Source organism: Bradyrhizobium barranii subsp. apii, from assembly GCF_011516635.5.
Lineage (GTDB): Bacteria > Pseudomonadota > Alphaproteobacteria > Rhizobiales > Xanthobacteraceae > Bradyrhizobium > Bradyrhizobium barranii.
This window is the reverse complement of record NZ_CP096256.1, coordinates 339,946-361,715: the sequence shown is the minus strand read 5'-3', so window position 1 is coordinate 361,715 and position 21,770 is coordinate 339,946. Positions and strand designations below refer to the sequence as shown.

The 21,770-nt window shown below is 61.0% G+C and carries 16 protein-coding genes and 7 pseudogenes; 14 read left to right on the top strand and 9 right to left on the bottom strand.

Annotated features, from left to right (window positions below; translation table 11 throughout):
• Window positions 1–718: 718 nt before the first annotated feature.
• Entirely contained in the window at window positions 719–1,735 is a 1,017-nt protein-coding gene (locus HAP41_RS48730; RefSeq protein WP_166106869.1) for a nucleotidyl transferase AbiEii/AbiGii toxin family protein, read from the bottom strand.
• The gene (locus tag HAP41_RS48725) at window positions 1,725–2,318 is read right to left on the bottom strand and encodes a DUF6088 family protein (protein WP_166106866.1); all 594 of its coding nucleotides are present in this window, start codon (window positions 2,316–2,318) and stop codon (window positions 1,725–1,727) included. The genes HAP41_RS48730 and HAP41_RS48725 overlap by 11 nt, the downstream gene beginning before the upstream one ends.
• Window positions 2,319–2,957: 639 nt before the next feature.
• On the opposite strand from HAP41_RS48725, the pseudogene HAP41_RS50935 reads away from it, so the two are divergent.
• Window positions 2,958–3,380 (top strand): annotated as a pseudogene (locus tag HAP41_RS50935) (hypothetical protein); the annotation flags it as partial.
• A 26-nt stretch (window positions 3,381–3,406) separates the two neighbouring features.
• Here the strand turns inward: HAP41_RS50935 and HAP41_RS48720 are convergent.
• The gene (locus HAP41_RS48720; RefSeq protein ID WP_224581162.1) at window positions 3,407–4,375 is read right to left on the bottom strand and encodes a Bug family tripartite tricarboxylate transporter substrate binding protein; all 969 of its coding nucleotides are present in this window, start codon (window positions 4,373–4,375) and stop codon (window positions 3,407–3,409) included.
• 178 nt (window positions 4,376–4,553) lie between these two features.
• Here HAP41_RS48720 and HAP41_RS48715 point away from each other — a divergent pair.
• Both HAP41_RS48715 and HAP41_RS48710 read left to right on the top strand, forming a co-directional pair.
• Window positions 4,554–4,799 (top strand): annotated as a pseudogene (locus HAP41_RS48715) (IS21 family transposase); the annotation flags it as partial.
• Window positions 4,800–5,027: 228 nt separating this feature from the next.
• Entirely contained in the window at window positions 5,028–6,302 is a 1,275-nt protein-coding gene (locus HAP41_RS48710; protein ID WP_166064748.1) for an IS256 family transposase, read from the top strand.
• Here the strand turns inward: HAP41_RS48710 and HAP41_RS48705 are convergent.
• Window positions 6,286–7,041, bottom strand: a complete 756-nt coding sequence (locus HAP41_RS48705) for a Tc toxin subunit A (RefSeq protein WP_166106862.1) — start codon at window positions 7,039–7,041, stop codon at window positions 6,286–6,288. The genes HAP41_RS48710 and HAP41_RS48705 overlap by 17 nt on opposite strands.
• A 576-nt stretch (window positions 7,042–7,617) precedes the next feature.
• Here HAP41_RS48705 and HAP41_RS48695 point away from each other — a divergent pair.
• Both HAP41_RS48695 and HAP41_RS48690 read left to right on the top strand, forming a co-directional pair.
• Complete coding sequence (locus tag HAP41_RS48695) at window positions 7,618–8,961, top strand: IS1380 family transposase (protein WP_166107036.1); 1,344 nt, start codon at window positions 7,618–7,620, stop codon at window positions 8,959–8,961.
• Window positions 8,962–9,803: 842 nt separating this feature from the next.
• Window positions 9,804–10,337: a hypothetical protein gene (locus HAP41_RS48690; protein WP_166106859.1), complete on the top strand. Its 534-nt coding sequence runs from the start codon at window positions 9,804–9,806 to the stop codon at window positions 10,335–10,337.
• Window positions 10,338–10,476: 139 nt separating this feature from the next.
• Here HAP41_RS48690 and HAP41_RS48685 read toward each other — a convergent pair whose 3' ends face one another.
• Window positions 10,477–10,818, bottom strand: coding sequence for a hypothetical protein (locus HAP41_RS48685; RefSeq protein ID WP_166106856.1), 342 nt, complete (start codon window positions 10,816–10,818; stop codon window positions 10,477–10,479).
• Between the two features lie 172 nt (window positions 10,819–10,990).
• Between HAP41_RS48685 and HAP41_RS48680 the strand changes: the two genes are divergently transcribed.
• Window positions 10,991–11,167 carry a hypothetical protein gene (locus HAP41_RS48680; protein WP_166106845.1) on the top strand — a complete coding sequence of 59 codons (177 nt, stop codon included), beginning with the start codon at window positions 10,991–10,993 and terminating at the stop codon, window positions 11,165–11,167.
• 66 nt (window positions 11,168–11,233) lie between these two features.
• The gene (locus tag HAP41_RS48675; RefSeq protein ID WP_166106854.1) at window positions 11,234–11,425 is read left to right on the top strand and encodes a hypothetical protein; all 192 of its coding nucleotides are present in this window, start codon (window positions 11,234–11,236) and stop codon (window positions 11,423–11,425) included.
• Between the two features lie 376 nt (window positions 11,426–11,801).
• Here HAP41_RS48675 and HAP41_RS48670 read toward each other — a convergent pair whose 3' ends face one another.
• A complete protein-coding gene (locus HAP41_RS48670) occupies window positions 11,802–12,968 on the bottom strand; it encodes an IS110 family RNA-guided transposase (RefSeq protein ID WP_166104086.1) in 1,167 nt (388 codons plus the stop codon).
• Between the two features lie 99 nt (window positions 12,969–13,067).
• Here HAP41_RS48670 and HAP41_RS48665 point away from each other — a divergent pair.
• A pseudogene (locus HAP41_RS48665) lies at window positions 13,068–14,236 on the top strand (IS256 family transposase); the annotation flags it as partial.
• Here HAP41_RS48665 and HAP41_RS50480 read toward each other — a convergent pair.
• Both HAP41_RS50480 and HAP41_RS50930 read right to left on the bottom strand, forming a co-directional pair.
• Window positions 14,213–14,413, bottom strand: a complete 201-nt coding sequence (locus tag HAP41_RS50480) for a hypothetical protein (protein WP_321576695.1) — start codon at window positions 14,411–14,413, stop codon at window positions 14,213–14,215. The pseudogene HAP41_RS48665 and the gene HAP41_RS50480 overlap by 24 nt on opposite strands.
• A gap of 159 nt (window positions 14,414–14,572) precedes the next feature.
• Window positions 14,573–15,108 (bottom strand): annotated as a pseudogene (locus HAP41_RS50930) (helix-turn-helix domain-containing protein); the annotation flags it as partial.
• Between the two features lie 90 nt (window positions 15,109–15,198).
• Between HAP41_RS50930 and tnpB the strand changes: the two are divergent.
• Window positions 15,199–15,966: an IS66 family insertion sequence element accessory protein TnpB gene (gene tnpB / locus HAP41_RS48650; RefSeq protein ID WP_224581161.1), complete on the top strand. Its 768-nt coding sequence runs from the start codon at window positions 15,199–15,201 to the stop codon at window positions 15,964–15,966.
• Window positions 15,967–16,034: 68 nt separating this feature from the next.
• Window positions 16,035–16,274 (top strand): annotated as a pseudogene (locus HAP41_RS48645) (transposase domain-containing protein); the annotation flags it as partial.
• Window positions 16,275–16,284: 10 nt separating this feature from the next.
• On the opposite strand, the gene HAP41_RS48640 reads toward HAP41_RS48645, so the two are convergent.
• Window positions 16,285–17,231, bottom strand: a protein-coding gene (locus HAP41_RS48640; RefSeq protein ID WP_166081867.1) for an IS630 family transposase whose coding sequence is annotated in 2 segments (ribosomal slippage) — window positions 16,285–16,892 and window positions 16,892–17,231 — 948 coding nt in all. Because the reading frame shifts where the segments join, the coding sequence is not laid out codon by codon here.
• Window positions 17,232–17,310: 79 nt separating this feature from the next.
• On the opposite strand from HAP41_RS48640, the pseudogene tnpC reads away from it, so the two are divergent.
• From tnpC to HAP41_RS48620, 4 genes and pseudogenes are all read left to right on the top strand, one after another.
• Window positions 17,311–18,676: pseudogene (gene tnpC / locus HAP41_RS48635) on the top strand (IS66 family transposase); the annotation flags it as partial.
• Between the two features lie 485 nt (window positions 18,677–19,161).
• The gene (locus tag HAP41_RS48630) at window positions 19,162–19,410 is read left to right on the top strand and encodes a hypothetical protein (RefSeq protein WP_166107333.1); all 249 of its coding nucleotides are present in this window, start codon (window positions 19,162–19,164) and stop codon (window positions 19,408–19,410) included.
• Between the two features lie 68 nt (window positions 19,411–19,478).
• Window positions 19,479–20,342: pseudogene (locus HAP41_RS48625) on the top strand (transposase); the annotation flags it as partial.
• A 99-nt stretch (window positions 20,343–20,441) separates the two neighbouring features.
• Window positions 20,442–21,716, top strand: a complete 1,275-nt coding sequence (locus HAP41_RS48620; protein WP_166080342.1) for an IS256 family transposase — start codon at window positions 20,442–20,444, stop codon at window positions 21,714–21,716.
• Window positions 21,717–21,770 lie beyond the last annotated feature (54 nt).

The following is a 21,770-nucleotide window of genomic DNA, read 5'->3' as shown; positions in this document are numbered from 1 at the left end:
TCTTCAGAAATTCAACAGAACCCGGGACATCCCCTTCAAAGTCACCTGGGGTCTCCCACCGAAGGCGCGACTACGACTGAAGTCTAGCGGCAACGCCGACACGCAAAAGGTGACCGCCATCGCTGCGAAGGCTCCGAGCAGCGGCGTCTTAGTTTCCGCTCTGATCTCCAGCGCAGTAACCGCTAAGCGGATTCAGAACACAATGAAATTGGGCACGGCCTTTCTCGACGTCGACTTTGCCGTTCCGCCTCGCGTGAACATGAAATTCGTGAACTCCAAGGACAGTCCAAAAGACGATCTTCGCGATCTGGATGACCTAGAGTTTGCTTGTAAGAACAGAGGCTAGAGATTTTTCTCTGCCGCTTGCATGTCCACTTTTCAACCTCGCCGAATCTTCAATCGGACTCGGCGTTGTTAGACGCAGCTGCTGATCAGGCCGTCGCGGCTGGTGGCGGTGGCGCGTGAAGCCGTGAAGGCGCTGTTAGTTGCGGACGAATTTTTGGAGTCGCAGATTTCAGAGGGCTATGTGCGCGGAGTTAGCCCGCCGGTTCACCGACATGACGACAACGATCTCGGCATCGACATCGTAGCCAAGCCGAACCCAACGATCTCCGTACCACAGTTGTCCGTGAAAAGAGGGTCTGGATCGATCTCAATTTCCGCTTCCTATTCCATTCGGCCGACATACCGTATCTCCGCAGCAAAGCGAAGTGGCGGCTCAATTCGCCTTGTTTGCTCGGCTCTCGAGGTCCGCGCACCGGCGCATCAACTCATCAAATGTTTCCGGCTCGTCGAGCAAGAGACCGTCCGCGATCATGTGCTTGTAGTCTTCTTCCAAGACAGCTCGCGATTGCCCCTTAGGGACGACCTTTAACGCACCACCGACGGCCTTGTTGTAGTCGATGACTGCCCCAGAAGGATCCTTTTCGACGAAGAACCACGACTTGTGCTCGGCAACTGTTGCAGCAAGCTTGCGATCTTTCAGAGCCGATTCCGCAATCCCTGCGTCGTCCAATCTCACAAGGTCATACCAGTGGCGAGCAAAGCGTCCGCCTTTCAGCTTCCCTTGGACGCAAAAGACATGGATCGCAGTCGCCTTCTCCCAGAAGGTACGTTCTGCTTTCATGGTCTTGGGCTTGGCGGTCGGAAACTCGAGAGTTTCGAGGTACTGGGCAGCGTCGCAAACGACATCATGAAGTTCGCTCGGCTCACCTGTCGATCGTGCGCCGAATTCGAGCATCACGGCAGGGCTCACATAGCCGCTACCGGTCTCCAAGTGATCGTATGTGACGAAAATCTTGTCGTCCTTGGCTTCAGCCTTGGCGCTGAGCTTGTCATCTTGCAGGCGCTGATTGATGACGGACAACGCCTTTTCCTTGACCCAGACCGGGAGGCGTTCTCGTGCCTTGTCGCTCCACTTTCTACTTTGACTACGACTCTGAGGAACCGGATTTTCATCGTTTTTGTTCACCAAGTCCGGAGCTATCTCGCGAATGTCGTAGGTGAGATCGACATCTTCCGAGAAACGGCGGATTGCGCCGTAAGCCTTTGAAAGGGACGTTCCACCCTTGAAGACGAGATGGTCGCCAAGCGGCGAGGAAAAAAGCGCGTTCAAGCACCAAACGACCCAGACATCCTTTTCGAGAAGATGTGCCGGCCGTCCTGAGTTCGAAGCAGCAACGCCGAGCGCCTCGCGACGCTCGGCGTCAGATAGATTTAGGAACTTATCCGACACGCAGTTCACTTACCGGCCTGGCAAGCCAAGTCGGCAATGAAGATGCGGCAGACCTCAGTTCGCTCACTTCAGTCGGGGTTAATCTTTGACTGACGGATCGCAAGGCCTGTCTTGCGGTCTTAGGACCAACCCAGGCAAGCGCGCGCACGACCTCACCCGCACGACGATTGGCCAGGGTAAGCTGCCAACGCGGCGCATGCTTGAACTCCACAACTTGCTTGCCAAGATGGAGTTCGCGGGAAGGGCCGGAAGTCAAATAGACCTGCCGAACAGGTACCTGCGTCGTCAAACCGAGGTGGTTGGCCGCCGCAGCGCCGCTGGAAACGATGGTTTCACCGCTGCGCGCCTTGGTCTCCTCAACGACCTTTTCGACCGACGGAGCTCTCGTTCCGAAACGGCTTTCGACTGGACGCAGATATACCCCTCGCCTCGCCCGCAGGAGCTTTCCTCGCTCGGCAAGACGCGAAAGGGCCTGATCAACGGCAGCACGCTTTCCAAGGTGCAAAAGCGCCTTGGCAGCGATGGGCGCGCCTTCGGGCAGTTCTTTGGTCGCTTCTAAAATCCGGCTGCTCAAGGGGATCATGGCACTCACTCCAGTGTCAGAAACATAGGAGAACTTCTGACACCCTACAAGTAGGAGATTGAGAAAAGGTTTCTATTGAAAAATCAGCTATTTACCACCAAATAGGACCGAATCGGACCTTTTCCAGGCGACTCAATCGAGTCCCGGGCAGGGTCGTTTCAGCAAGGGGACGTCACTAGCGATCTCTGAGAAGCGTAGATCGTTTTCCACCAGAGAAAATCTCGAGCTCTCGAGAAAACAAACAAACACAGTCGACGCCGGAGCTCAACGATAGTGAAAGCGCACTGTTGTAGGCCGCACCTCTGTTTGCCTCTGCAGCATTGGACACTTGTCTCGCCACAATCCGATAAGACCAGCCGACGCACTTGTAAGGCTCGGACTTGCTCATTCGGCCGAACGCGACCGCTCCATCGTGGGCGCTATCATTACCCGCCATAGCTTCCCGGACCCTGCTGCCGAAACTCCCGTCGAAGACGAAACCTCCGCTCAGCATCGGAACGCGAAGCATCGAGACGCAGTCCGGTGGCTCCTCACTTCCAGTGAAGAACACGACCAGCAAAGGGTAGCGGGGCAGACCTTCAGAATGTACTTTCCGAAGTATCGCTTCAATATCTCTTTCCTCAGACATTTGATTCGGACATGCCTTCAGGCTTTTCGATCTCTGCAATCATCATCTTGGCTGCCGCAGTCTGGGCAATTTCGCTGCTTTTCTTCGGAGTAGACCTATCTTGGGACTACGCCAAGCCATTTTCGGTCACGGTCGCGATAGTGACCGGTCTCCTGACTGCTTTCGACCGAACATTGTGGCGATACTGGCCTTTCAGGCTATTCCATAAGACGCCGGACCTCTCAGGTGAATGGGCCGCTGAATTACTGTCGTCCTATTCCGAGCAAGGAGGTCGAGGCAACAAGGCCATCACAGGTAATGCCACGATCACCCAAACCTATTCGACATTGTCGGTTCGCTTAGTGACCGGACAAGAGCCGAATACGAACAGGTCTTTTCAACTTGCAGGACGCCTGATCCGTCACGCCGACGGCGCTTACGAAGTCATCGGTGTCTACCAGAGCGACCCTGACCATCCGCGTCAGTCGACCGAGACGCCGGCGAACTCCACGACCTTGCGCCATTTCTCGGTCTCGTCGGCCACCAGTTTGCCAAATTCGGCCGGGGTCATCGGCTTCGGGATGCCGCCGACCTCGGCGAGGCGCGCCACCAGCTTGGGGTCCTTCAAGGCTTCGCCGACCGCCTTGTTGAGGATGTCGACGATTTCCGGCGGCGTGCCCTTGGGCGCGGAGATGCCGTAGAAGCCGACCGACTCGAAGCCCGGCACGGTCTCGGCGATCGCCGGCACGTCAGGCACGCCCGGCCAGCGCTGCGGCGAGGTCACGCCGAGCGCACGGACGCTGCCGCCGCGCGACTGCTCCAGTGCCGACGGCAGATTGTCGAAGATCAGCTGCACCTTGTTGGAGATGATGTCGGGGAAGGCGATCGCGGATCCCCGATACGGCACGTGCTGCATGTCGCACTTGGTCATCGCCTTGAACAGCTCGGCCGACATATGCACCGAGGTGCCGTTGCCGGATGAGGCGTAGGCGATCTTGCCCGGGTTGGCCTTGCAGTAATCGATGAACTCCTGAACCGTCTTCACCGGCATCGCGTTCGCGACCACCAGCATGTTGGTGAGCTGCATGATGCTGGCGACGGGGGTGGTGTCGCGCAGGAAGTCGTAGGGCAGCTTCTTGTAGAGCGAGGTCGAGATCGCGTTGTTCGGCGCGACGAACAAGAGCGTATAGCCGTCCGCCGGCGAATTGATCGCGGCGGCGGCTGCGATGTTGCCGCCGGAGCCGGCGCGATTCTCGACCACGAATTGCTGGCCGAGATGATCCGACAGCCACTGGCTCATGATGCGCGCCACGATGTCGACCGGGCCGCCGGCGGCAAAGCCGATCAGCCAGCGCACGGGGCGGTTCGGATAGTCGGATGCGGAGGAAGGCGCAACGGAGGCAAGGCAACAGATCAAGCCAAGCAACGCGGCACGTGCGAACCGGAACATCGTCTCTCCCGTCATTTTCTCGTGACTGTTGCCATCATGGTTTCACAAAACGCTGGCTTTGCCTACGTGTGTTTCGGCATGGAATAAGGACCCCGTTTTCGGGGTGATCGGCATCCAATCGGGACCCCGGGATAAGGGCCACAGTGGCTTCCATCGAGTCATGGAAGCCGAGGTTGGGATGCTGGTGGTGGAGACGATTGGTAAGATCCGTCGCGCCTACTTTGTTGATGGTCGTCCGATCAAGGCGATCTGCCGAGAACTTGGCGTATCGCGGAAGGTGGTTCGCAAGGTCATTCGTTCTCAAGCGACGGAGTTCCGGTACGAGCGCGAGACGCAGCCGCTCCCGAAGATGGGTGCCTGGAGTGCCGAGCTTGATCGGTTGCTGGCAGGGAATGAGAGCAAGGCGCATTTGGTGCGGGCGACTGGGTGACCATTGCATTAGCTGGGTTGTACGGGTGGATTGGAAATTCGAGCGACGTTTGAGATCACGCTCGCAGGTCTTCGCGGAACGCACTTGAAGTCATTCCCGCAAACAGAGGACGATTTGCCACAAGGGGATGTCCCGGGTTCTGTTGAATTTCTGAAGAGGTCGGCGTTGCCCACCTTGAGCCGGTAGGCTCGGGGTGCTGATTCCACAAAGGAGAGCAACGCCATGACGAGAGATATCACACCGGCTGGTTGGCCGGCGACCGGGGCTGTGGAGAAATCATTTGCGGAAGTGCGAGCGAGCTTCGATCGGTTCTGCCTTGCGGCAGGAATCGAGGCGCTCGGCACGATGATGGAGGCGGATGTGACAGCGGCCTGCGGGCCGCGCCACGGTCGTGATGCGGCGCGGCGGGCGCACCGTTGGGGCCGAACGCGGGGGCGGATCGGTTTCCACGGCGGCAAGATCGAGGTCGATCGCCCGCGGGTCCGGGGCATGGACGGCCGCGAGGTCACGATCCCGAGCTGGGAAACGGCGGCGCAGGAGGACTGGCTCGGTCGCTGGGCGATGAACCTGATGCTGATCAATGTGTCGACGCGCCGGTTCGGCCGCGCCGTCCGGCTGCCCGAGGGTGACGTGCCGGCACCGCCCGGATCGGGGATTTCGAAGTCGGCGGCCTCGCGGAGGTTCGTGGCTCTGTCGGCGGCGCGGCTGGCCGACTTCATGGCTGCCGATCTGTCCGCGCTCGACCTTCTGGTGGTCCAAATCGACGGGCTGCATCTCGACGACGATCTCGTGCTGGTGGCCGCGATCGGGGTTGACGGCGAAGGCAACAAGCATCCGCTGGCGCTGGTGGAAGGGGCGACCGAGAATGCAGCAACGGTTCAGGCCCTGCTGGACAACCTGGTCTCGCGCGGGCTCGACCCGACGGTGCCAAGACTGTTCATCGCCGACGGCGCGAAGGCGTTGTCGAAGGCGATCCGCCGCACCTTCGGTTCGGCCGCTGCGATCCAGCGCTGCCAGATCCACAAGGCGCGCAACATCATGGAACGCCTGCCGAAAGAGCATCATGCGGCCACCCGCCGGGTGCTGCGCCAGGCCTGGGAGCTCGATGACGCCGACAAGGCTGAAAAATTGATCCGCAATCTCGCGCGTCGACTCGACCAGCAATGGCCCGGCGTTGCGGCCAGTATCCTCGAAGGCCTCGACGAAATCCTGACTGTCGTCCGGTTGAAGTTGCCGAAGGAGCTTCGCCGATCGCTCGCCTGTACCAATATCGCCGAGAACATGATGGGCACCATTCGCCGCGTCACGCGCAACGTTAAACGCTGGCGGGATGCCGGTATGGCCTTGCGATGGGTCGCGGCCGGTATGATCGAGGCCAACAAGGGCTTCCGACGATTGAAGGCGCATAAGCAATTGTCGGTTCTGCGTGCGGCCCTTCAAGCTCACCACGATCGCATGACAATCAAGTCCGTTGCCCACGTCACGAGGGCTGCGTAATATTCATTCCGGCAACGTCGACCCGACGTAGTTCAACAGCGATCGGGACATCCCCGCGGTCGATCAGGACCTCGTTCACAATTTGGATGTAAGGTATCTGACTATTCGTGTTGGCACAGGTTAAAGGCAGATCGAAAAGGCCTTTGCGCCGGCTTTTCAGGGTCCATGTGGCCGGGATGGTGCCTATGTTCGGAGCGGTGACATACTGTTCGACAATGCGCATCACATCAACGAAATAAGCAGCTGGACCGAAGATCGATTTGCAGTGCTCGCACTGGCAATAGTTCTGTGGCCCGAAAAGGTCCTCATAGGTCGGCAGGGCGGAAAAATACTCTTCCAGCCCTGTCGGGAGCGCCAGCGTGCGGATAGCGCGCGAGTATGGGGAGCCAATATTGCTGTGAAGGTTTGCCCACAGATGGGTTACCTGACCACGGATGGTTTGCGCCTTCTGATAGGCGCGCTTTGCCATCTTCGCAGACCCAAAAATATCTTTGGTCTGGGCAATGAACTGGTGTTCCGGTATTGCGGCTACATGCTGGGCGCAATGGAAGCCCCGCCCGATTAGCTGTTCCGCGACATGCGTGTTTGGATGCAGCTTCAAAAGCCGCTGAAAACGCATCAGGCTTAGGCGGAATGTTTCGTGATCGTCTATGCCAGACCAATCTAGCTGACGACAGGCTTTAGAATCCCAAAAGTCAAAAGACAGTAGATCAATAGCCTCATTAGCTTCAAAAAACACTTTGAATTCTGGCGAATGTAAACGGACAGACCTGTCGTACGACACTCGCATGTGCCCCCTATAAGCTGTGTTTTTAAAAACCCCACGAGAATGGCCGAGATCACATAGGCGGCCGTTTTTTCCATGTTCGATCCACCAGCAAAACTGGGATCGATCGCCTCTATGACTCGCTACGGGCTAAAACGTTCCGGCGCGCGCCGAAGCTCCCGAGGAGGGTGATATCTTCATGAGCAGGGACTGAACTTTCTCCTTCCGTCCCAGCCCGCCCCGGTTGTTCATTGATCAAGCAGCCGATGACCTGCGTCGGTGAGCATAGGCGCGTCATCCTGCAGCTCAACCAGGCCCAATTCAGTCAAGGTGCTCAAATCATTTGGGCTTAAAGGCATTAGCTTCGTTCGCTTGGCCTTGATATCGCGCAATGACCAGCGCAGGCGGATGCCGTGTCTAGATCTAGCCCGTCTTATTCGTCAGACGTTGCGTGAGAGGCTGGCGAGCGTGGTGTAAAGCGCTGATGCGGCGTAGGATTCGGTTGCGAAGCCAACCCCATCACCTTCAACCGCGAACGCCATGCCCGCCATGCCCCATGATACGATGCTGCCATTCTCGTTTCCAGCCGTTCAGGCCAAGAAAGTCACAGCTGCCTTCGATGGTGGTCGCCTGACCTCGAACTGGGGCGTGATGCTTCTGGCGATAGCCGAGCGGCGTCTCGGCTTGGCCGAGAAGTTGGCCCGGGTGTTCCCGGACCGGCGCGATCCGACGCGGGTGGTGCACAGTCTTGTCGATATATTCCGCGCTCGCATGTTCGCGATCTGCTGCGGCTACGAGGATGCCGACGACCTCGATCATCTGCGGTCCGATCCGGCGTTCAAGCTGGCCTGCGGTCGGCTGCCGGACACGGGCCGGGATTTGTGTTCCCAACCGACGCTGTCGCGCCTGGAGAATGCGCCGCGCCTGCGCGACGTGATCCGCCTGACCTACACTTTGGTCGACGCATGGATGGATAGCTACCCGCGCGAGCCGGCATCCGTCACGCTCGATATCGACGACACCTGCGATGTCGTCCACGGACGTCAGCAGCTCTCGCTGTTCAACGCTCATTATGACGAACGCTGCTTCCTGCCGATCCACGTCTACGACACGGAGAAGAGCCGGCCCGTGGCGGTCGTGCTGCGGCCCGGCAAGACGCCGGGCGGCGTCGAGGTGCGCGCCCATCTGCGCCGCCTGGTACGGCACATCCGGACGCGGTGGCACAAGACGCGAATTACGTTCCGTGGCGACGGGCACTATGCCCGGCTGGAGGCGATGACGTGGTGCGAGAACAACGGCATCGACTACGTCTTCGGTCTGTCCGGTACCAAGCCTCTCGCCAGAAAAGTCGACGAGGTCGCCGATGACATCCGCACGCGACGCGCGATCGAGAACCTGGCTGTTCTGCGCGGCTATACCGAGACGCGCCACAAGGCAAAGTCCTGGGATCGCGAACGGCGCACCGTCGCCCGTATTGAGGCGACGATGCTCGGCCTCGACATCCGCTTCGTCGTCACCAGCCTCGATGTCGGCTCGGCCGAGTGGATCTACGACAGCCTGTATTGCGCGCGCGGCCAAGCCGAGAATCTGATTAAGCTGCATAAGACACAGCTCGCCTCCGATCGCACCAGCTGCCGTTCGGCGCTCGCCAACCAGGTCCGCCTCGTGCTCCACACCGCCGCTTACTGGCTGATGTTGACCGTGCGCGACGCCATTCCCAAGTTCCGGGAATTGGCCACTGCCGAGTTCTCGACGCTGCGTCTTCGTCTCCTGAAAGTCGCCGCCCGGATCGTCGAGACCGCGAGCCGCGTGCGCCTCGCCTTCACCGCGACATGCCCGGAAGCCGACCTGATCCGCGGCTTACCAGGCGCGCTGCTCCCGCTTGGTCCCTGATCCGCGGGGCATGTGCCCCATTCGCCCAACCCATCCCTCAAGCGCGTTCGGTTGCGCTGGGAGCGCGAATCCGTAGTTGTCGTGTCGCCCGCAGCTCCCGTCATATCAAGCAGGAGGTGCAAATGCGACGGGTGTTTGGCATCGACGTCCACCGAACCTCGGACCGAAAACCCGCACTCTCACGAATAGGACGGGCTAGACCGGCTAGCGACGAGACTGGTGGAGTTGTTGCCGGCGGTTCGGCGGCGGCATCCTCTCCCGGCGTGGGCGCGGTTTCGGAAGGCTCGGCTGGTGTGTGCCAGCGCGCTCTCACGGCCGATGAAATTTCTTCCAGTCTGTCCTTTGTGCTCACATCTCACCTTCATCAACAGCCGGCGGATAGCTTGAGAGCAATGGCCTTATCACGTCCTGTCTTATTTGGGTCGGCGACCGCGTGGCGCGAAACTGGGGGGCTTTAATCGGTCGGCAGCGTTCCGCAGTTTACCAGCTTCTTTAAAAGCTTCAGAGCGAGCCGCGCCCGGAGGTAGGCTGCGGGCGTACTTGAGTGACGCGTCGGCTGCCGCGTCTGCCTCCTCAAAGTCGTCCCGATCGTTCACTTTTTTACCTTCAATCCCAGTTCTACCAGCCGGCGGATGGCTTCGGAGCGGACCGGGGTGTCTTCCTGCTGACGAGCCCATTTGTCCACGGCCTCCGCTGTCGCAGGGGGAAGCCGCACGGCGCTGACCGGATAGGAGCCGCCCTTCTTCTTGGGTCGGCCCACCGGATTTTTGTTTACAGAAATTGCAAGCCGAGGGGAAGCGCGAACTTCCGCCCCGGCTCTAACCCCAGCCAAGGAGTGACCCATGCCCAAGGCTATCCGTACAAATAGCACGCCGCAACGTCGCTCGTCTCAAAATACCCAAGGCTACTCAACGGCTGCAGTTGCATCGGATCCAGTTGTCGAGCTGTCGCGCCATCTTCTGGTTCTAGTTGATGCCGACGACGGCGCGGAGCTGGAATATCGCGACAAGTCTATGGAAGACCCGAGCCGCAATGCTGCGCGTCAGTTCGGAGAGTGGCGCACCGCAGTTGAGAGGATGATTAGCTTCTCTGAGGCGAGCAGCCTCGACGGTGCGCTCGTGCAATTGGCACTCGCCTTAGATATGCTGGACGATATAGACTCGCTGGTCCCTGATGAAGTTGCAGGGTTCATATCTAAGCGTCTCGAGATCGAGCGGCTCGTCCGGTCGGCGATGCGAGCTGTGCGCAAGGGGCGGACAACGGAGCCGACCGTCCAATCGCTCGTTGAGTATTACTCGGGAAGCGGTTCCCTTTGGATCGATCGCGTTGAGGCTTGGGCAACTGAGGGGCGCATGCAGCGCGAACGCGGGGATTAGCGCCGATCAATGCACCGATCTAGGTTGCGACTGAGATAGGGCCCGGCCTAAGCGCTGGGCCTTTTTCATTCATTAGGCTGGCTTTGACGGCGTAGCGGGAGGGGGGACCGCCGGTCACGCAGGGACTCATTGCTCGTTGTCATCGTTCCCAACCGCGACGCCAACCGCCGTGACCGTCGCCCCAACTGTAACCGGGACCCCAATAACGTGGACCGTAGTCGTGGCGGCGAGGCCAGTCATCGCCGTCAAATCGATATCGACGATAGTACCTATGCCGACGATAGTCATTCGGCTGCCACCAGCAACGTCCCCAGGGGTTGCAGACCCAGCCGACCTGTTCCACGCTTGACGTCGGCGCCACGGATGGCGCGATCGGCGTGGCGTTGACGCCGGTCGCGGCAAACAGGATGATAATCGCGCCGACCGCTAGGCCCAGCGTGGCGGCAATGGACAATGCAAACGTCCAGTCGGTCCGCGCCATAGGTTGATCGTTGCTCTCGTTCGAGGCCCTGCGTTGATCTGGATCAAACGGAAATCACGTACCCATTCGTAAGCGTGAAGAGACCATTCCGGGGGTGAGCGGCGGTGGCAAGGCCCGGCGTGTGCCGTCCGGAAAGCGTCGCGCGCCGGGCCAGCCGCCGCGGAGCTGAACGGTGAAGCCCGGCCTCATCCTTCTGTTTGCCATTGCCAACCTGATCGCAGGCGGGTGTCTGACCGGCCGCATGGCACCGGATCAGCACGTCCAGGCGATCATCGTCGCGATTGACCAGTACGCCGAGAAGGCGCTGGGCAACCGCGAATACTTTCTCAACAAGCCCTACGGTGGATGAACGGCGAGCCGCCCGGTGATCGTCCGGGCGGCTCTTGTCGCAATTGCCGGTTCGTGACCGATCCAATTGCGTGATCTAGCCGGGCTGCTCAAAGAGCGCGACGGCAAGCAGACCGTTGATTTGGATCAACGGTACCGGTTTGAGCGGGCCGACCGTTGCCCGATGGCCGGGATCGACTGGGTACACGTAGTGGGCCTCGCCACGCTGATTCTTGCGGTCAGCGCGATCGGCATCAGAGCTATGCGGGAAAGTGGGTGATGACGGCCTGAGATAGGCGGCGTATCGAGGCGGGTGTCGAGCCTGCCAGAACCTCACATGGGATGGTTCGTGTCAAGGTCGTTAATCACAACGCATTAGCATTCTCTTTCACTCTCTCTCACCAACGTATCGGTATCCAGGTTCAAGCCCGACTGCATGACGCGGCTCGTTTGCCGAGCCTGATCAACCTCACATTCGGTCGCCACCTATCGCGGCTGCACCAATATCCCGCTTGCGGCGGGCGGGGCCCAAGACGACGAGACCATTCTCTCTGAAGCGGCATTTAGCCAGGGTTCTGGTCGGTCCGTCGACCTGGATCCGCCAGGACTGATCGGGTCCTGGTAGATTTTCAGAATGACTTGAGCAGAAGCCAGGATCAGGCGTTCTTCATGACCACACCTTCGATAACGACGCCGGCGGCCACGAATTTCCAGAGCGCGACCAGCAGCTTGCGCGCCAGCGCCACGATGGTCGACTTCTTCATGCGGCCACCATTGCGCTGGACGCGCTCCGTGAACCATCGAGCCAGCGCAGAGTCGGGCTGATGACGCAGCCACAGCCAGGACATCTGGATCAGCGTCGTGCGTAGTCTCGGATTTCCTGCTTTCGAAACGCCCTGTTCCCGATCAACGGATCCACTCTGCCAAGGCGTCGGCGCTAATCCAGCGTAAGCAGCAACTTGGCGGCGATTATCAAAATGCCGGAATAGGCCTTCGGACCATAGGATGGCAGCAAACTCGGCTCCGATGCCCTTAATGCCGAGCAGCATGGTAACCGGTGATGGCTTGCTCGCGGCAGCCTCGGCCGTGATCAGCGCGTCACGTTCATCCTCGACGACCTTAATGTGTTTGAGCAGGAGTTCGAGCCGATCCAGCTCCCGGCAAATCTGGGCCTTCATATGCGCAGGAAGTGCACGTCCATCGCCGGTCCGGAGTACGTCAAGCCGTTCCCGTCGATCCTTGCCGAGCGGCTCATAGTTCGCGATTCCTTGCGAGAACAGGAGCCCCTTGATGCGGTTCACATGAGCGACGCGCTCAACAATCAGCGCTTTACGCTCGCGGCAGATCCGGCGATGATCCTCTGCCTCAGGTGACGGAGCCTGCACCATGGCACACACGCGTGGCTCGCCGCGCTTGTAGGCCATCAGGGTCCGCAGCAGCGCTTCGCCGTCAATGCGGTCCGTTTTTGCCCGTCTGCGCCGGCGTGATGTCGTGATCGAAGCTGGATCCACGACGTGGCTTTCGACCCCTTCTTTCTCAAGCACCCGATGAACCCAAAAGCCGTCGAGGCCGGCTTCCTGAATGCAGACGATTGGATAGTTGTGCCCGGTCTTAGTCCGGCTCTTCTCACGCAGCTTCGAAAATCGCGCGAACAATGCGGCTAGGTCCCCTGCCGACACCGAATGCTTCGAGATCTTCTCGCCGTTTCCGGGCGACAATGAGGTTATCAGCCAAATAGAACGGCTGAGCTCTAACGAAACGACAATCGCGCCAAGATCGGTGCGGATGGTGGTCGGCTGTGCGGATCGTCCGGTCGTATGCATGGTCACCCTTCGGGATGCGTGGTTTCTGGGGCGACCCTATTCTCCGGGAATATCGGTCGCGGTCCAGCCCATGGGATCTCTCAAGGAGAGCGATACGCCATGAACGAGACTAGCAATATTGTTGCCCTTCGTCATCCCGACGAGATCGACGATCCACTGACCAATATTCTGCGTGCCGGTGCGCGGCAGCTTCTGACGCAGGCGATTGAGGCTGGCTGAGGTCGAGACGTTTCTTGCGACATTTGAGGCTCGCCGACGGTCGCGCCCGTGTGGTGCGGCATGGTCACGGCCCGGCGCGGACGATCCAGACCGGGATCGGCCCGGTGGAGGTGGCGCGGGCGAGGATTCGCGACCGCGGGGCGGCCGGCGATGGCGAGCGGATCCGGTTCAGCTCGGCGATCCTGCCGCTGTGGGCGCGGCGCACCAGAAGCCTGGATGCGCTGTTGCCGGTTCTGTATCTGCGCGGCATCTCGACCGGCGATTTTCAGGAAGCGCTGACGGCCTTGCTGGGCAAGGACGCGCCGAACCTGTCTCCGTCGGTGATTTCCCGGCTGACGGCGGAGTGGCAAGGCGAGTACGAGCGCTGGCAGAAGCGCGACCTGTCGGCGCGGCGGTACGTTTACGTGTGGGCCGATGGCGTCTTCCTGCAGGCGCGCATGGAAGACCACGGCGAGTGCATGCTGGTGCTGATCGGCGCGACGCCGGAAGGCAAGAAGGAGCTGATTGGCTTTCAGGTCGGCGTCCGGGAGAGCACGCAGAGCTGGCGTGAGCTCCTGATCGACGTGAAGCAGCGCGGGTTGCAGATCGCCCCGGAAATTGCCGTTGGCGATGGCGCGCTCGGCTTCTGGAAGGCGCTTGACGAGGTCTTTCCCGGCACGCGGCACCAGCGCTGCTGGGTGCACAAGACCGTGAACGTCATGGACAAGGTCCCGCTCTCGATGCAGGCCAAAATGAAGAAGGACCTGCGCGAAGTCTACTGGGCACCGAACCGGGCGGCTGCCGAGGCGGCGATCGACGTCTTCGCCGAGAAATACGGCGCCAAGTACGGCCGGGCGGTCGAATGCCTCGCCAAGGACCGCGACGCGCTGCTGGCCTTCTACGACTTCCCTGCCGAGCATTGGGATCACTTGCGCACGACCAACCCCATCGAAAGCGTGTTCGCCACCGTGCGGCACAGAACCGTGCGGACGAAAGGATCACTGTCGTCAACGACCGCCAGGCTGATGGTGTTCAAGCTGGTCTGTTCACGCCGCCGACATTCGAGGAGAAGCCGGCGCGGCCCGCGCTCCTGCCACCCTGTAGCCCGCGCCCGGTGGTGACGATTGCGACACCAACGGCGCGAACGACAGTGCACCCGCCGCTGCTGGCAGCACCAGTTGACCTAATCGCCCCCGGCGCCGCCAGTCATGCACCTGCTGGGGACGGCAGCCATGGCGGCGGGCGATATCAGTTACAATCGCACCCGGCTCAAGGCTTTCGGCGACAATGGTCGTCTTATGTCGTCCGAATGGTCGTCCATTGTGAGCACCCTTGCAGAAGATGAGACTCTTCTATCGGTGCCTTCAACATCGCGCACAGACAATCTAAAGGGCCGCGGCGCTACGCTTACGATAGATCCGCCCCACGCCCTTCAAGTTGCCGACATAAAAGGTGTCCTGCGCACCGCAATGGCCCAGGCACTCTCGAACTCGCCATGCGCCTCTTTTTCAGACTTGGCCATCTCCAGCGCGACGAGCTGGGCCTCGGCCGTCCTGGGCCATCTTGGCCTCCAGGGCCGTCAGCCGCTTCTTGAAGTTGGCAAGGTCGTGACGCAACCACACCGTGCCGCGTAAGCGCAATTCCTTCACCAGTCGATCTTGCAGCGTCTGGTTGGCCCGTTCCACACGGCCCTTGGCCTGCGGGCTGTTGCTGACCCGCACCTGCCCCCAGGCCGGCTGTTCGACCGCCAAGTCCACGACGGCGGCCTCGATCTCAGCACTACACGGTTCTTCAGGAGCGGTTTCTTGCGGCTGATCTCGATCAGCGCCAGCTCGCCGCCTTTGTCGTACAGTTCCTTGAACCGGTAAAAGCTGTCGCGGCTATAGCCCATCATCCGGCAGGCTTGGCTGACATTGCCAAGCTGCTTAGCCAATTCCAACATGCCGACTTTCGTAAGCGCTAAGCCGATAACCCTGGCTTCGGGGTTAGATTAAATGTGCAAGAAAGCCTCCGGCTTGAAAGGAGGTTTGCGATGGGATTGGACGGCAAAAAGGACGTCCATTTGGACAGCTCGTCAATTGGCGCAGTCAGTCGGCTTGAAGTGCTTGAAGGACCGTCCGGGCGTCGTGTGCGTTTGGAGGCCGAGCGGGCTCGGATCGCCGCCGAAAGTCTGCTGCCTGGCGCTCAGGTGGCGGAGGTGGCGCGCAAGCACGGGGCGACGCGCTGGCAGATTTACGATTGGCGGCGCCGCTTCCGCCAGCGCGGCGAATTGCCGTCGTGCGAGGCTTCGCAGCCGCCATTCGCGCCGCTGGTCGTGGAGGGGCCGTTAGAGGAGCGCCAGGTTCCGGCAGTCAGGCTCGAGATTGCGATTGGCGACGTCGTCGTGCGGACGGACGCGACGATAGGAGCAGCTGTCTCGGGTGATCTGCGCGGTGCGGGCGTCACGATGATTATACCCGGCGCCGAGCTGAAGATTTATATCGCGACGCGGCCTGTCGACTTCCGCTGTGGCCACGATGGGCTTGCCGCGAAGGTGCAGGAGATGCTTGGTCTCGACCCGTTCAGCGGTGCGGCCTTCGTGTTCCGGTCGAAACGGGCGGACCGGATCAAGATTCTGGCCTGGGATCGAACGGGCCTGGTGCTGGTGCACAAGCGCCTTGAGGGCTGCAAGTTCGTGTGGCCAAAGATTGCGGACGGTGTGATGCGGATATCGCCGGCGATGTTCGCGGCATTGTTCGAAGGCTTGGACTGGAGGTTGGTCCGTCCGGAGGAAGCGCGGCGTCCACAGATCGCTGGATAACTGCGGCAGAGTGACTCTGAGCCGAGTTGCGCATGGCGCCGGCGGTGGAGATGTGCTCGACATGGCGCATGAGCACCGCGACGCTTCGCGACGAGAATGAACGCTTAAAGGCGCTCTTGGCGCAAACGCAGGCAGCGTTGAGCGAGCATCAAGCGGCGCTGGCAACGTCGGAAGAAGCGCGGCGCCGGTTGGAGGTCATTCTCGGCGAACTACGCCGGGAGAAGTTCGGAGCGAAGTCCGAGAAGCTGCGGCCAGATCAATATCATTTGCCGCTCGAAGACGCGGAGATCGCGCAAGGCGTCCTAGAGCGTTTTCCGATCACGTTGCGTCGTAACCAGCCGCGACGAGATAATTTTGACATTCCTCGGGTGAGAAGCGTTTGAGAGCGTTGGCGATTGCTTGCCAGAGATCGGGCATGGTGCGGGCTGCGGCGGCCCGCAACAGCGCTTTCAGTTTGGAGAAGGCCATTTCAATCGGGTTGAAGTCTGGACTGTAGGGCGGAAGATAGAGCAGGCTAGCTCCGACCGCCTGGATGGCCTCTCGAACGCCATGGACCTTGTGAGCGGGCAAGTTGTCCATGATAACGGTATCGCCCGGCCGCAGCGATGGGGCGAGCAATTGCTCGACGTAGGCCAGGAAAGCGTCGCCATCCATTGGACCGTCCAGAACAAGCGGCGCGATCAGACCGTCGGAGCGCAATCCAGCGGTGAACGTCGTCGTCTTCCAATGTCCGTGTGGGATAGCTGCACGACATCGCTCGCCGCGTGGCGAGCGCCCGTAACGCCGCGCCATTTTGGTGTTGGCGCTGGTTTCGTCGATGAAGACGAGACGCTCAGGGTCAAGGTCGATTTGCCCTTCGAACCACTCCTCACGTGCGGCATTTATATCGCCGCGCCGTTGCTCGGCGGCGTGCGCTGTCTTTTTTTAAGTGTGATCTTTCTGCGCTGGAAAAAACGCCAGAGCGACGCGATGCCAGTCGATATTCCACGACGTTTCAACAGTTCTCGCAACTCGGCAAGCGTGATATCCGGCCTCGCTGTCACCGCCTCCAGAATCAATTGCGAATGCGCTTCGATGCGCTGCGATTTGCGGTCACCGCCCTGGCGTTTAGGAACGATGTCGCCAACTTTCTTGAGGCGACCGCGCCAGCGGATTGCACTGGCCGCGCTGACACCAAAGCGCTCAGCAGCCTGTCGACAGGACATGCCACCGTCAATCGCGGCTACCACCCTTTGGCGAAGATCAACCGAAAGCGCCCTGGCCATACATGCTGGCCTCCCTCGCCAGCATGCAGCTTGAATCTGACTCGCGCCGTTTTGGGAATCCCCACCCGATTCTTTCCGGTCGGAAAATGCTCTAGACGCGGCACAAGAGAAGGCTGCGGCGATCATCAGGGGCCGATCGCGCGCTGGATCGGATCAGGACCATCATCGCAATCGTGGTTACTTGCCTGCCCATTTGCCGCAGGTGGAGCGGGTCATCGAGCCTGCGAGCATGTTCTGTCCGTGCGGTTGTGGCGCCATGACGAAGATTGGCGAAGACGTCAGCAAACGCCTTGACGTGATCCCGGCACAATGGCGCGTGCTGGTCACGCGCCGCCCGAAATACGTCTGCCGTCGCTGCTCGGGAGCTGTCGTGCAGGCACACGCGCCGGAGCATGTCGTGCCCGGTGGGCTGCCGACCGAAGCTGCCATTGCGCACGTGATCGTCTCCATTCGGCGACTATACGCCGTTTTACCGTCAGGCCGAGATCTATGCGCGACAAGGGATCCGGCTCGACCGGGCGACGCTGGGCAACTGGTCAGGCCGCGCCTGCTTCCATCTCCAGCCCGTCGGGGATCACATGCGCCGGCATCTGGCCGCGGCGGATCGCCTGTTCATGGACGAAACCACGGCGCCGGTGCTCGATCCCGGGCGCGGCGAGACGAAGAAAGGCTACTTCTGGGCGATCGCCTCCGACGATCGCGGCCATAGCGGCCCAAGTCCGCCGATCGTGCTGTTCCGCTATGCACCCGGACGCAGCGGTGCTTTTGCCGAGCAGTTCCTGGCGGGCTTCAACGGGCGCCACCTGCAATGCGACGGGTATGACGGCTATGACCGGCTCTCGGTGCTGGCTCGACCACAGGGCCCGTGGACCCTCGTGCATTGCTGGAGCCATCTGCGCCGGCGCTTCGTCAAATTGGTGCGCAACAGCAAATCGCCGATCGCCGAGGCCGCGGTGCGGCAGATCGCACAGCTTTACGCCATCGAAGCCACGGTCCGCGGTCTATCGCCGGACATCCGGCTGGCCGCACGCAAGGAGCATTCGCTGCCCATCGTCGCCGCGTTGAAGCCATGGTTCGAGAAACAGCTGTCGATGATCTCGAGCGGCTCGACGCTCGCCGAAGACATGCGCTACGCGCTCAATCTTTGGCCCGGACTGACGCGCTTCCTCGATGACGGGCGTCTCGAACTCGACACCAATCCGGTCGAAAATGCGATCCGGCCGATCTGCTTGACCAGAAAAAACGCGCTCTTCGCCGGTCATGAGGTCGGAGCCGAAAACTGGGCTTTGCTCGCATCCATCGTGGCGACCTGTAAGCTCAACGACGTCAACCCCGTGGCCTACATCACCGAAACACTCAAGGCGATCATCGCCGGCCATCCCCAAAGCAGAATCGACGACCTTATGCCATGGCGATTCCGCAAAACGTCAAGCCAGCATCAATAGGGTTCCGGCTAAGCGCTTACCCACCGCCGCCGCCGGCACCGTCTCCTCTTTCAGACACATTGCAGGAGGTATTCGCGAAAAGCTGGCCGAGTTGGTACGGTGAGCCGGTTGATGTAAATCTAATTTCTGGCGGTACTGTCAGCGGAACGTTCCAGGAGTGGGGAAAGGATTTTGTCGTTCTGAACGTTCAGCTGAATAAGAGCCACTATGTCCTATTTCACGCTATTTCGTTGATGGTAGTCGGTCCGCCAAAGCCGCCATAACGCGGAATCAGGCTGCAAACCTGCCTCCCTAAACCCTCGTTGGTTTGCAAATGAGCACTGGGCGCTTTCCCTGTCTATCTTGGCAGCAGAAGATTGCACTCATCATTGGCGGCGTGACCCAACCTTCATCCTTTGAAAACCGCAGACTTTGCTTGGCATTCTGGGATTGAGCCAAGTCGTATATATCGGCGGCAAACTGGTGACACCGAACAACCGACGACGATGGCGGACCTGAACAAGTCGATTGGTGATCTTCGCGAGGCTGAAAGGAAATTCCGGGCTTCTGCCGTCACGGCTAACAACGGCATCCTTCCGGCGACGGTCCCGCAAGCAATCGTGCCTGCCAGTCAGACGGCGTACGACGCCTACATGATGCTCGCGACGGATGTTGCCACGCTGTTTACGGCGCAGACGGGCCTAGACGTCGCACCCGAGAAGCTGGGGATGTCCCGGGTTCTGTTGAATTTCTGAAGAGGTCGGCGTTGCCCACCTTGAGCCGGTAGGCTCGGGGTGCTGATTCCACAAAGGAGAGCAACGCCATGACGAGAGATATCACACCGGCTGGTTGGCCGGCGACCGGGGCTGTGGAGAAATCATTTGCGGAAGTGCGAGCGAGCTTCGATCGGTTCTGCCTTGCGGCAGGAATCGAGGCGCTCGGCACGATGATGGAGGCGGATGTGACAGCGGCCTGCGGGCCGCGCCACGGTCGTGATGCGGCGCGGCGGGCGCACCGTTGGGGCCGAACGCGGGGGCGGATCGGTTTCCACGGCGGCAAGATCGAGGTCGGTCGCCCGCGGGTCCGGGGCATGGACGGCCGCGAGGTCACGATCCCGAGCTGGGAAACGGCGGCGCAGGAGGACTGGCTCGGTCGCTGGGCGATGAACCTGATGCTGATCAATGTGTCGACGCGCCGGTTCGGCCGCGCCGTCCGGCTGCCCGAGGGTGACGTGCCGGCACCGCCCGGATCGGGGATTTCGAAGTCGGCGGCCTCGCGGAGGTTCGTGGCTCTGTCGGCGGCGCGGCTGGCCGACTTCATGGCTGCCGATCTGTCCGCGCTCGACCTTCTGGTGGTCCAAATCGACGGGCTGCATCTCGACGACGATCTCGTGCTGGTGGCCGCGATCGGGGTTGACGGCGAAGGCAACAAGCATCCGCTGGCGCTGGTGGAAGGGGCGACCGAGAATGCAGCAACGGTTCAGGCCCTGCTGGACAACCTGGTCTCGCGCGGGCTCGACCCGACGGTGCCAAGACTGTTCATCGCCGACGGCGCGAAGGCGTTGTCGAAGGCGATCCGCCGCACCTTCGGTTCGGCCGCTGCGATCCAGCGCTGCCAGATCCACAAGGCGCGCAACATCATGGAACGCCTGCCGAAAGAGCATCATGCGGCCACCCGCCGGGTGCTGGGGGATGTCCCGGGTTCTGTTGAATTTCTGAAGAGGTCGGCGTTGCCCACCTTGAGCCGGTAGGCTCGGGGTGCTGATTCCACAAAGGAGAGCAACGCCATGACGAGAGATATCACACCGGCTGGTTGGCCGGCGACCGGGGCTGTGGAGAAATCATTTGCGGAAGTGCGAGCGAGCTTCGATCGGTTCTGCCTTGCGGCAGGAATCGAGGCGCTCGGCACGATGATGGAGGCGGATGTGACAGCGGCCTGCGGGCCGCGCCACGGTCGTGATGCGGCGCGGCGGGCGCACCGTTGGGGCCGAACGCGGGGGCGGATCGGTTTCCACGGCGGCAAGATCGAGGTCGGTCGCCCGCGGGTCCGGGGCATGGACGGCCGCGAGGTCACGATCCCGAGCTGGGAAACGGCGGCGCAGGAGGACTGGCTCGGTCGCTGGGCGATGAACCTGATGCTGATCAATGTGTCGACGCGCCGGTTCGGCCGCGCCGTCCGGCTGCCCGAGGGTGACGTGCCGGCACCGCCCGGATCGGGGATTTCGAAGTCGGCGGCCTCGCGGAGGTTCGTGGCTCTGTCGGCGGCGCGGCTGGCCGACTTCATGGCTGCCGATCTGTCCGCGCTCGACCTTCTGGTGGTCCAAATCGACGGGCTGCATCTCGACGACGATCTCGTGCTGGTGGCCGCGATCGGGGTTGACGGCGAAGGCAACAAGCATCCGCTGGCGCTGGTGGAAGGGGCGACCGAGAATGCAGCAACGGTTCAGGCCCTGCTGGACAACCTGGTCTCGCGCGGGCTCGACCCGACGGTGCCAAGACTGTTCATCGCCGACGGCGCGAAGGCGTTGTCGAAGGCGATCCGCCGCACCTTCGGTTCGGCCGCTGCGATCCAGCGCTGCCAGATCCACAAGGCGCGCAACATCATGGAACGCCTGCCGAAAGAGCATCATGCGGCCACCCGCCGGGTGCTGCGCCAGGCCTGGGAGCTCGATGACGCCGACAAGGCTGAAAAATTGATCCGCAATCTCGCGCGTCGACTCGACCAGCAATGGCCCGGCGTTGCGGCCAGTATCCTCGAAGGCCTCGACGAAATCCTGACTGTCGTCCGGTTGAAGTTGCCGAAGGAGCTTCGCCGATCGCTCGCCTGTACCAATATCGCCGAGAACATGATGGGCACCATTCGCCGCGTCACGCGCAACGTTAAACGCTGGCGGGATGCCGGTATGGCCTTGCGATGGGTCGCGGCCGGTATGATCGAGGCCAACAAGGGCTTCCGACGATTGAAGGCGCATAAGCAATTGTCGGTTCTGCGTGCGGCCCTTCAAGCTCACCACGATCGCATGACAATCAAGTCCGTTGCCCACGTCACGAGGGCTGCGTAATATTCATTCCGGCAACGTCGACCCGACGTAGTTCAACAGCGATCGGGACATCCC